The sequence below is a fragment of the Candidatus Zixiibacteriota bacterium genome, from assembly GCA_040753495.1.
Lineage (GTDB): Bacteria > Zixibacteria > MSB-5A5 > GN15 > PGXB01 > DYGG01.
In genome coordinates, this window is the sequence record JBFMEF010000172.1 from 1 (window position 1) to 10,756 (window position 10,756).

9 protein-coding genes are annotated in these 10,756 nt (G+C 52.6%); 2 read left to right on the forward strand and 7 right to left on the reverse strand.

Translation table 11 applies throughout. The features are described from left to right. Positions 1–833: isocitrate/isopropylmalate family dehydrogenase (locus tag AB1690_11240; GenBank protein ID MEW6015886.1), on the forward strand; the 833-nt coding region annotated here is incomplete at its 5' end. Between the two features lie 158 nt (positions 834–991). Continuing rightward, positions 992–1,561, forward strand: coding sequence for a hypothetical protein (locus tag AB1690_11245; protein ID MEW6015887.1), 570 nt, complete (start codon positions 992–994; stop codon positions 1,559–1,561). On the opposite strand, the gene ligA is transcribed toward AB1690_11245, so the two are convergent. The 7 genes from ligA to tolB all read right to left on the reverse strand — a co-directional run. Further along, positions 1,562–3,574, reverse strand: coding sequence for an NAD-dependent DNA ligase LigA (gene ligA / locus AB1690_11250; protein MEW6015888.1), 2,013 nt, complete (start codon positions 3,572–3,574; stop codon positions 1,562–1,564). A 38-nt stretch (positions 3,575–3,612) separates the two neighbouring features. Further along, positions 3,613–6,594 carry a DNA polymerase III subunit alpha gene (locus AB1690_11255; GenBank protein ID MEW6015889.1) on the reverse strand — a complete coding sequence of 994 codons (2,982 nt, stop codon included), beginning with the start codon at positions 6,592–6,594 and terminating at the stop codon, positions 3,613–3,615. Next, a complete protein-coding gene (dinB, locus tag AB1690_11260) occupies positions 6,563–7,777 on the reverse strand; it encodes a DNA polymerase IV (GenBank protein MEW6015890.1) in 1,215 nt (404 codons plus the stop codon). Before dinB ends, AB1690_11255 begins: the two co-directional genes overlap by 32 nt. Positions 7,778–7,837: 60 nt before the next feature. Next, entirely contained in the window at positions 7,838–8,401 is a 564-nt protein-coding gene (locus tag AB1690_11265) for a hypothetical protein (GenBank protein ID MEW6015891.1), read from the reverse strand. Next, positions 8,398–9,156 (reverse strand): tol-pal system protein YbgF, encoded by a 759-nt coding sequence (gene ybgF / locus AB1690_11270; GenBank protein ID MEW6015892.1) that lies wholly within the window; start codon positions 9,154–9,156, stop codon positions 8,398–8,400. Before ybgF ends, AB1690_11265 begins: the two co-directional genes overlap by 4 nt. Positions 9,157–9,170: 14 nt before the next feature. Then, positions 9,171–9,680, reverse strand: a complete 510-nt coding sequence (pal, locus tag AB1690_11275; protein ID MEW6015893.1) for a peptidoglycan-associated lipoprotein Pal — start codon at positions 9,678–9,680, stop codon at positions 9,171–9,173. A gap of 133 nt (positions 9,681–9,813) precedes the next feature. Continuing rightward, positions 9,814–10,756 (reverse strand): Tol-Pal system beta propeller repeat protein TolB (gene tolB, locus AB1690_11280; GenBank protein MEW6015894.1); only part of this gene is annotated, 943 nt, incomplete at its 5' end.

Sequence of the window (10,756 nt, forward strand, 5' to 3'; positions counted from 1 at the left end):
CCCCCATTGTCCGTCTGCGGCAGGAATTCAATCTGCGCACCAATCTGCGCCCTTGCAAGGCTTATCCCGGCAACCCCCTCAATTACAAAGAGGGCATTGATATCGTTGTTTTCCGCGAGAACACCGAAGACCTTTATGTGGGAGTGGAGTTTTTCCCGCTTCCCGATGAAGTTCGCGAGGTCCTTAAGAAAAACAACAAAAATATGAAAAAATTCGATGCCCATCCCGGCAGTGAGGTGGCAGTGTCGCTTCGAATAAACACCAAAACCGGCTGCCGCAATATCATAACTGATGCCTTCGAATATGCCAGGAGAACCGGCCGCAAAACTGTTACCGTGGTTGAAAAACCGAATGTTATAAGAGAGACATCGGGTTTGATGATCCGCACCGCGCGCGAAGTTGCCAGGAATTACCCGGAGATAAAACTGGATGAAGCCAATATTGACGCCATGTGCATGTGGCTGCTCAAAAACCCGCTCGATTACTCGGTGCTGGTCACTTCCAATATGTTTGGCGATATAATCTCCGACCTTTGCGCCCAGTTGGTCGGCGGTTTAGGATTCGCCTCTTCCGGCAATATCGGTGATAAATATGCCGTCTTTGAGCCGACTCACGGCTCCGCCCCGAAATATGCCGGAATGTACAAAGTCAATCCGATGGCAATGCTCCTGACCGTTGTTCTTATGATGGAATGGTTAGGGGAGAAGGATAAAGCGGTGGCGCTGGAGTCCGCTATTGCCGCCGTCATTAAAGAAGGGAAAGTCCGCACCTATGATATGGGGGGAAAGGCAACTTCCCTCGACATTGCCAACGCCGTAGCGGCTAAACTATAAGACTCTTCTCTTGAAATACCCGGGACTGCCTCAATTTGCGGCGGTCCCTTTTTTATTTTCTTATATATGCGCGATATGGACGTCTCTTCCTTAAGAAGTCTGCCCTTGACATAAAGGTTGTTCGGCGTATCTTTATTATAGACCGCAAAGGAGACATTATGTTTCTGAACATTAATTTAAGAATTATTTCCCCTCTGATCTTTGCCGCCCTTTCCATACTTATCCCTCTCATCGCCTGCAATGACACCGTGACTGTAGTCAAAAAGGATGACTTTAAAGTCGTGGCAAAATTGACAAATTTCTCCAACTGCAAGCCGCTGACGCCGACTCACGATTCTCTTTCGTGCGCACTGTCCGAAGAGGGGGTGAATTATCATTATGATGGTAAGGGACGGCTCATACTCAAACATATTAACGCTGGCTTCAATTGCTGCGGTCAGCCGTTTACGGCCGAGATAGTTGTCAATGATAGCGCTATCATAATTACCGAATCAGAGAGCGCCGAGCAAGTCTGCCACTGTCTCTGCCTGTATGACCTCGAATATGAATTCAACAATCTTCCCGAAGGGAATTATCAGGTTGAATTTAACGGGTTATATCTATCAGACGGAGAAACCGGGCTAAAGACATCAATAGCCGCTGTCGGCTTTGTGAGTGGCTCTTTCTGTTTGAAACGTGACCATTACCCTTGGTTGACAATGGATTATCCCCCGGGCCCCTCTGAATAATTACCGACCTATTAGTCTTGAGAATTCGTCCTCATTTAGCGTTTTGACCCCCAACTTGCGGGCACTTTCCAGTTTGCTGCCGGCATCTTCGCCGACCAGAAGGTAATCTGTTTTTGCTGAAACGGAACCGGTAACCTTACCCCCCAATGACTCTATCAACTTTTTGAAATGCTCTCTTGGCTTGGAAAGTGTGCCGGTAATGACAAAACTCTTCCCGGCAATTACTGATTCTTTCCGCAAAATTTGGTACGGCGCAAAGACCACCCCAGCCCCTTTCAGCTTGGCAACCATCTCTTTGTTGCCGGGATTGGCGAAGTAATCGACAATTGACTGCGCTATCTTTGGACCTATCCCGTCGATTGAGACCAAATCCTCAACCGATGCCTTAATCAAATGGTCAAATTCGCCGAACCTTTCCGCCAGAATTTTCGCCGCCGCCTCCCCCACCCCCAGAATCCCTAATGCCAGTACGATTCTGGGAAGTTCTCTTTTCTTGGATTCCTCAATCGCTGTCAAAAGATTCTGCGCTTTCTTCTCCCCCATCAATTCCAGCGTCAGGAGCTGGTCTTTAGTCAGATAATAGATATCCGACGGGTCCTTCACCAGTCGGTTTTCAACCAGTTGCGCCGCCAATTTCCCCCCCAGTCCTTCTATATCCATTGCCTCCTTCGCCGCAAAATGAAATATCCTTTCCGTCAGTTGCGCCGGGCAGGCCGAATTGAGACACCGGTGCGCCGCTTCTCCCTCCGGTCGGACTATCTTCGTCCCGCATGAGGGACAATTTTCCGGCATGGCGATTTCGGTCTCTCTCCCGGTCCGTTTCTCCCTGATAACTTCCAGCACTTCCGGGATGACATCCCCGGCGCGGCGAATCAATACCGTATCGCCAATCCGTATATCCAGTGCCTTCATCTCATCTTCATTATGAAGCGAGGCGTTCGACACAGTAACGCCCGAAACCCGCACCGGCTCCAGTTTCGCCACCGGCGTAATGATTCCCGTGCGACCGACAGAAAAAATGATATCCTTCACTCTCGTTTCCGCTTCTTCGGCGGCAAACTTCCATGCCACCGCCCAGCGCGGCGCCCGCGAAATTTCACCCAGCCTGACCTGCTCTTCAAATCGATTAACCTTCACCACCATCCCATCTATCTCATAATCAAGCGACCGTCTTATCTCAGCCAGATTTTCGAATTCCGCCGCTACCTCGTCAATCCCTCTTACCAGTTTCAAATTCTCATTAATCAGAAAACCTTCATCTCTAAGAAAATTCATGACTTTGTAATGAGTATCAAGCTCCTTGAGGTCAGTATCAGAAATCCCGTAGGCATAGAATATCAATGGTCTGCCGGCGGTGATTTTCGGGTCTAACTGACGCAGCGAACCGGCCGCCGCATTACGGGGATTGGCAAATACCGCCTCATCTTGTTCTTCCATTTTCCTGTTCAGACGGTCGAACGCCGAGCGCCGCATTATCACTTCACCGCGCACTTCCAATAACGGATACTTTCTCGCCGTCTCTCCCGACAGTCTCAAGGGAATCGAATGGATGGTGCGAAGATTCTGCGTTACATCTTCGCCCCGTGTGCCGTCACCTCGCGTCGAGCCTACCGTAAAAAGCCCCCTCTCATATATCAGTTCCACCGCCAGTCCATCAAGTTTCGGCTCCACCGTATATTCCACCTCGCCCTTATCTCCCAGTCCCTCCTTTACTCTCCGGTCGAAATCGGCGAACTCCTCTCTTGATGTCACCTTCTGCAGCGATAGCATCCTCACTCTGTGGGTCACGCTCTTAAAGGCTTTGAGCGGCTCGGCTCCGACTCTTTGCGAGGGCGAGTCCGGCGCCCTCAATCCCGGATACTCTCTTTCCAGAGAGAGCAAGCGGTCGAAGAGACGGTCATACTCCGCATCGGATATCTCCGGCCGGTCGTACATATAGTACAGCCGGTCGTGGTATTTTATCTCTTCCACCAGTTTGTTGTACTCGTCTCTGATTTTTTCCGGAATAGACATTGTCGATAATTAACGGGCGGTTCGAATCAATGTCAATCTCAAATAAATTCCGCTTCCGGCAGACCGGTAGGTGCGGGGGAAAGGGCGCGTCCCACGATAGCCGGTATCCCCGAATCTGTTTGCAGCTCCCCCTCGATTCTGAGAAAGCGATAGCTTCGAATCAATTCACGAAATCTGTCATAGACGGCCGGAAAGAGAACTATCTCAAAGGTGTCGTCGAGAGCATCAAAGGTCAAAAAGACCATATCTTTTCCGTCCCGTGTCTTAATCCGTTTCCGGTCCGCCAGCCATCCGGAGAGTGCCACTGTTGTCCCGTTTTCCCTCTTTCCGAGCTCCGTCAGGTCGGGGTTCTGATATTCAGGAAATAACTCCAGGGGGTGAAACGATGCCGGCAGGTCCAGAATCTCCATCTCATACCGCAGCCGTCGGTAGCGGCTGAGCGGGACCACCGGGAACTCCCGAAGTTGCGGCGCCATCAGGTTCTCGGCGAAAAACAGTTCCTGACGGTTCCCCTTCCGTTTTCCCCGAAGACGATACTGCCAGAGAAGTCTTGCCCGTGACGGCTCCACCGTATCGAAAAAGCCGACCTTTATCAGATTCTCTATCTCATCTTCGGACAGCTCAGTGCCGGCAACCAAATCCTCAAACGACCCGCAATGATTGGTCCCGCTTATTCGTTTCATAGTGGTCGCACCCACTTCCTTAACGCGACTGACTCCAAGATACAGCGTCCCCTGGTGAAGCGAATCAGTTTCGGTTGAGATATTGAGCGTCGGCGGCGCCACCGGAATCCCCAGCCGGCGCGCTTCCGCTACATAGACCGCCGCTGGATAATATCCCCCGCCGTTGCGAAGCACCGCTGTCATAAAGATATCAGGATGATGCGCCTTGAAATATGCCGATTGATACGCCAGGTATCCATAGGTGGCGGCATGCGCCTTGCAGAAGCCAAAGGAGGCGAACTGCGCCAGTTGCGAAAAGATATTCTCCGCCGTCTCTCTTTTCACGCCGTTGCGCATCGCTCCCGAAATAAATCGCTCCCGCAGCTGGCGCTGCTCTCCCTGTTTGCGCTTCTTTGTGATAGAGCGCCGCAGCAGGTCCGAGGACGGAAGATTGAATCCGGCCACCGCCTGCGCCGCCAGAATCACCTGCTCCTGGTAAATGAACACCCCAAAAGTCTCTTTCAGAATCGGCTCCAGTGACGGGTCGGCATATTCGGCCTCTTCTTTCCCATGAAACCGATTCAGGAAAATTTTCTTCATCCCCGATTCCGATGCCCCCGGTCGTATCAACGCCAGTGCCAGCGTGATATCATTCAGTTCCTCGGGATGGAGGTCTCTCAAAAGCGCCCGCAGTCCCGGCGATTCTATCTGGAAAACCCCGATTGTCCTGCCGGCTTGCAGCATATCATATGTTCTCTGGTCGTTGTCCGGAATGCTGAATGATGGCTGCTCTTTCCTGACCGCGGCAAAACAGTCGGCGATGACCGCCAATCCCCGCTGTCCCAGAATATCAATCTTTACCAGCCCTATCTTCTCGGCCTGATACATATCGCACTGCGTCACCACAATTCCTTTGGTCGCCCTTTCCAGCGGGACATAGTCGGTGAGAGGCTGCGGCGTAATCACAATTCCGCCGGAATGAATTCCCAGATGTCGCGGCAGTCCCGCGATACGCCGCGCCGCTCGCAAGACCGGAGCGAAACGTTCCCAATCAACCTTAAAGCGATTGATTCTCGCCGTTGGCGCCTCCGACTGGAGCGACAACTCCTCCAGCGATTCGCGAGGCAGCCGTTTGATGAATCGGTCAACTTCTTCCGCCGGTATCCCCAGCGCCTTGGAGCATTCCCGGATTGCCAGCCGTGGCTGAAAACGAGTATAAGTCGCCATCATCGCCACATGCTCCTCGCCATATTTCTTGTAGATATAATCAAGCACGTCATCCCGATACCGCCAGTCGATATCGATATCGATATCCGGGCAGTCACTGCGGGCTTCATTCAAAAACCGCTCAAAATAAAGCCCCTCCGCAATAGGGTCAACTTCGGTTATCCCCAGACTGAACGACACCAGGGAGCCGGCCGCCGAGCCTCGCCCCACGGCGGCTATCCCTTTCTGACGGCAGAAGCGCACAATATCGCCGACAATCAGAAAATAATCGACAAAACCGGTTCGCCGGATTACCGAGAGTTCGTACTCCAGACGCGCAATATACGGCCCCGGAAGCGATGGCGCCCGTCGCCGCAGCCCCTCAAGGGCATCCTGGTGAAGTCGCGCATAATGGTCCTCCGGCAGAACAAAATCAGGAAGTATATTCCGTCGCTGCCGGAACTGCAGAGCGCACCTCGCGACAATCTCAATATTATTTCTGACCGCTTCCGGAACGTCCTGAAAGCATTGCCGGTACTCCTGCGGCGTCTGCAGATATTCATCCTCGTCCGAGACTTCGGCCGAAGGGAGATTATCAAGCAGATAGCCGCCGTCGATGGCGCGGAGCAGGCGATGGGTGGAGTAATCGCTCCTGTTCAGAAAGCTGACCAGCGGAAACGCCGCCACTCGAATCTTCTGACCGCTCGCCTCCCGCGCCGCCTTGCTGTCTCGCTTTGAGCGCACCGCCGCAAAGAATCGGTCGCCAAATATTTCCCGGAGCGTTGTCAGATAACCGCTGTAGCGGCTGAGACAGAGCAGGTTGCCGGAGAACCTGGCGACAACTTCCTTCGATGGTTCCCCCTGCAGGTGATAATAAGAAATCAGCCGCGACAGATTCTTAAACCCCTCATAGTTCTCGCAAATCAGGTAGAGATCTCCCAGCCCGGTGCTGACCTCCGCCCCAATTAACGGTTTGAGCGCTGCCTCCTGCGCCGCATAGTAAAAGTCATAAGCGCCATAGAGGTTATTGCGGTCAAGCAGAAGCGCGGCGCCGTACTGCCGTTCCTTGAGCCCCTGCACCAGCGCCTCCACCGGCGCGGTCCCGTACCGCAATGAAAAACTACTGCGACAAGCCGGGAGTGCGAAGGACATATCCGGTATCTCCCCGCTGGTACCGCTCTGCCAGCGCCAGAGTCCGCCCCGTCATAAGGGAGAAGAACCCGCTTTTCCGGCGAGCGGCATCCAGCCCCCGGAGCAGGTTGCGGCTCCGCTCCGACCGGTCTTTGATAAGCGTTTCATTATCGATATACCCCTTCAGATTTGCCAGGGTCACCCCGACCAATCGAATCCCCAGACGTCGGCAGAATAGCCGCTCGAACATCATCTCCACCCGGGGAAAAATAACGCTCTCATCATGCGAGGGGGGTAGCAGGGGAGAGGAGCCTTCGATTGTTTCAAAATCGGCATACCGAAACTTTATTCTTACCGTCGCCGCCTTCTTGTTCAACTTCCGCAACCTGGCGCTCGCCCGCTCCAGAAGATAATAAAAGTGCGACAGGAGAATCTTCTTATCGGTGATATCTTCGGCGAACCCGGTCTCGCGGCTGACCGTCCGGACTACTTTATAATCACGAAATGGTATGCCATCTTCTCCTCGAGAATAAGCCGCAATCTTTAGCCCGTTGATGCCAAAAATCCGCTTTAGGTACATTTCCGGCACCTGCGCCAGCTGCCCGGCTGTTTCTATTCCCATCTCCCGGAGAATTCTGCCGGTGACAGAACCGACCCCGGGGAGTCGCTTTATCGGAATTGCCGCCATAAACTCTTGCAGCCCCTCATTGGTCACTATTGTCAGCCCCATCGGTTTACGGTATTCTGAGGCAATCTTGGCCACCACTCGGCTGGGACCGACTCCGATTGATGTCGAAAGCGTCAGCTCTTCGCCGATTCTCCGCTGCAATTCCCAAGCCAGGGCGCGGGCGCTCCCGAATCGACGCACCGCGCCGGCGATATCGAGGCAAGCCTCATCCTGAGAGACTTTGTCTATATCGGGAGTGACTGAGAAGAGGATATCGTAGAACCGCTCCGAGTAATATTGATATTGATGATAATCCCCCTTCAGGAAAACTCCCTCCGGTATCAACTGCGCCGCTTCATGCAGGGTTGTGCCGGTCTGCACCCCCCGGGCGCGCGCTTCGTAACTGGGGCAAGCCACCACCCCACGCCCATGCTTCAGCCCCCCTACCATCACCGGTCTGCCCCGCAGTTGTCGGTTCAGAGACTGCTCCACCGAGGCAAAGAAAGCGTCAATATCGATATATAGAAATAATCCCATTCTTCCTCCGTCTTATTATAACGGCATAGAGAATGAGAGAATAATCACATCGGAATCACATTATGGTTGGACGGCAGGCAGAGGGGATATCTGTTGCCGAACGCGGTATTTTCGGCGCCAGGCGGAGATTTCGCGTCCCGCCAGGTCATCAAGGATATCAAACGCCCAGATTGCCACAAGCCTGTTTTCTGCCGACACCTGGGCTATAAGGTTTTCTGCCAGGTAGCAATTCTGCTCGGCGACGTCGCGCTGGAAGCGGATTAGAAGTTCATTGCGATAGGGGCTGCAAAAAAGCGTCGGCGCCGGAAACGACGTCCTGAAATCGATGAAACGAATATCGACCGGTTCGGCTTTTTCGGGATGAACCAGGTTCTGACGCAGATGCCACCGGCGGCGCGGCACCGGCACCTCAATGAATATGAGCCGTCCCTCGCGGTCTAATTGGAGCGAAACTGTTTCCGAATCCAAATATGAAAAGAAATGGCGGTCAGAGTCGGCATGAATGACCGGAAGATAGAGGGACTCTTCTTCCAGTTGATAAAAACCCCGACCTGCAGGAATTGGCCCGGTCGGGGTGGAGATTTTAACCTTTAGCGACGTCAGCCCGCCTTCGGCGGGTTTCATTTTAAGTCCTTCAATTTCTGTTTCGCCTGCGATGCTTCCAGAGTGTTGGGATATTCGTCTATCAATTTCTCAAAATTTCTCTTCGCTTCATTCTTCTGACCCAGTTCTTCATGAGAGCGGGCCATCTTATACATCGCCCCCGCCCGCTTCACCGATTTAGGATAATCCTTTATCAGCATCTCAAACTGGCTGATCGCTTCTTTGTAATTCTCCATCGAATAGTACGCTTCCCCAATCCAGAAACGGGCATCAGCGGCCGCCTCGTGCGTCCCGCAGTACTTCAGAAAATCGTTGAATCCCCGTATCGCATCCTCGTACTTTTCGCGCCGAATGTTCACAAAGGAATCGTCATACAATGTCTGGCAATCCACGCTCGGCGTTGATACCGCCGTTCCGCCGGTATCGGAGCTGACCGGAGGCGTTACCGGAACGGTTACCCGTCCGGTCTGGCTTCCGCCGATAAGGCGGACCCGGTCCTGCAGGTCATTCATGGTTGCCTGCATTGTTCGCACCTGCTCGGTCAGGTCCGTAAGCGAACTGCGAATCTCCGCCCGCAGCTTCAGTGACGCTTCCGATTCCGAGTTCAGCAGCGAATCCAGCCGCATGGTCGTCATCATCATCTGTCGCTGCTCCACCTGCAGGGAATCAAGCTTTGCTTCCAGTCGCGCCACATCCCATTTCATGGCGCAGCCGGAAACCATTGCCATCGCCGCCGTCATTACGGCGGCGGCGATTATGAATCGTAACTGTTTCATCCCGAATTGAGAGGCTACTGTGAGATAATCTTAAATTCGTCGCGGCGGTTTTTCGCCCAGGCCGCTTCATTGCTTCCTGCAACCGCCGGTCTCTCTTTACCGTAACTTATGGTCTGAAGCCGCCCCGGGTCGATGCCCAAGTCGGTCAGATATTTCTTAGCCGCGGCGGCTCTCTTTTCGCCAAGCGAAAGGTTGTACTCAATCGTCCCCCGCTCATCACAATGCCCCTCGATGCGAATCATCAGGTTCGGATTATCTTTCAAAATCATTGCATTGTGGTCAAGAGCCTGCTTGGCCGAATCAACAAGATTATATTTGTCAAAATCAAAGTACACAATCCTGAAATCTGATTCCGTTACCTTCTTTACTTCCGGCTCCGGCTTTGGCTCCGGCTTGGTCGGCTCCTGCGGTTTCGGCTCCTCTACCGGCGGCGGCGCTTCCGGCGGCGGCGGCGTTTTCTTTGGGCAGCCAGAAATTACAAAAGCAAGCATCAAGACCAGGCCAAGTAGAATTAACCTCTTCATCACATCCTCCTTAAATTAAATTTGTAATGCTTCACTGATATTTCACCAATTTTAAGCAATTTGGAATATCCGGTCAACAAAAAACGGTTCAAGTTTTTACAAAAAATGTCATAACTTCTTGATGGCGCAATCTTTAGCGCCGCATAGGCGACCAGGCCGGGTTGGAGCATCCGCCCTTTAAGGTTATCCGCTTCTGGTTATGTCCGAATACATCCATTGTGAATATTTCTCGCGGTCCCAGGCGGTCTGATGAAAAAACAATATGATTCCCATCCGGTGAAAAGCGGGGATTCTCATTATCCCCCAAATCTGCCAGAATCCTGTAATCTTTGCCGCTAATATCTATGGAGCAGATCTTGAAAACTTTGTCTCTCATAACGTAGACTATCCGGTCGCCGCGTGGTGACCAGCAGGGGGAATCATTGTACTTTCCTTCGTACGTCAATCGCCGCACATTCAGCCCTTCGGCATCCATCAGGTAAATCTGCGGCGAGCCGGTGCGGTCGGAGGTAAAGGCTATCTCTTTGCCGTCCGGCGACCAGGTTGGTGATGACTCAATCGCCCAGGAGTAGGTCAAGCGCTTTACAATTTTCCCTTTGCGGTCCATCAGGTAAATCTCCGAGTTTCCTTCATCCGCCAGTACACAGGCGATATATCTTCCATCTGGAGAAATCGCCGGCGCGGCATTAATCCCGGGATAGCTCGAAACCAGGTTAACCGCGTTCGTTTTCACCGTCAGCATATACATCTTGGGATTATCATCCATATAACTGGTGAAGTAGATAAACTCCCCATCCGGCGAAAACGCCGGCGACAGATTAATCGAGCCGTTATTAGTCAACTGCCGTTCGTTATAACCGTCGAAATCAGCCATAAATATCTCTTTGGCTTTCCCCACCTGTTTAACATAGGCAATCTTTGTCCGATACACTCCCTCATCGCCGGTCAACGCTCTATAGATATCATTGGCCATCTCGTGCACCAACGCCCGGTAGTCATTCTTATCGCTTTCGAATCGCTCTTTCCGTATCTCTCTCTGGGAATCGGTCGCGTACAGATAATAGCGCAACCGTATG

What these genes read in the sequence shown, in the direction of transcription:
- AB1690_11245 (MEW6015887.1), top strand. Translation starts at nt 992, where the DNA reads ATGTTTCTGAACATTAATTTAAGAATTATTTCCCCTCTGATCTTTGCC.
- ligA (MEW6015888.1), bottom strand. Translation starts at nt 3,574, where the DNA reads ATGTCTATTCCGGAAAAAATCAGAGACGAGTACAACAAACTGGTGGAA.
- AB1690_11255 (MEW6015889.1), bottom strand. Translation starts at nt 6,594, where the DNA reads ATGTCCTTCGCACTCCCGGCTTGTCGCAGTAGTTTTTCATTGCGGTAC.
- dinB (MEW6015890.1), bottom strand. Translation starts at nt 7,777, where the DNA reads ATGGGATTATTTCTATATATCGATATTGACGCTTTCTTTGCCTCGGTG.
- AB1690_11265 (MEW6015891.1), bottom strand. Translation starts at nt 8,401, where the DNA reads ATGAAACCCGCCGAAGGCGGGCTGACGTCGCTAAAGGTTAAAATCTCC.
- ybgF (MEW6015892.1), bottom strand. Translation starts at nt 9,156, where the DNA reads ATGAAACAGTTACGATTCATAATCGCCGCCGCCGTAATGACGGCGGCG.
- pal (MEW6015893.1), bottom strand. Translation starts at nt 9,680, where the DNA reads ATGAAGAGGTTAATTCTACTTGGCCTGGTCTTGATGCTTGCTTTTGTA.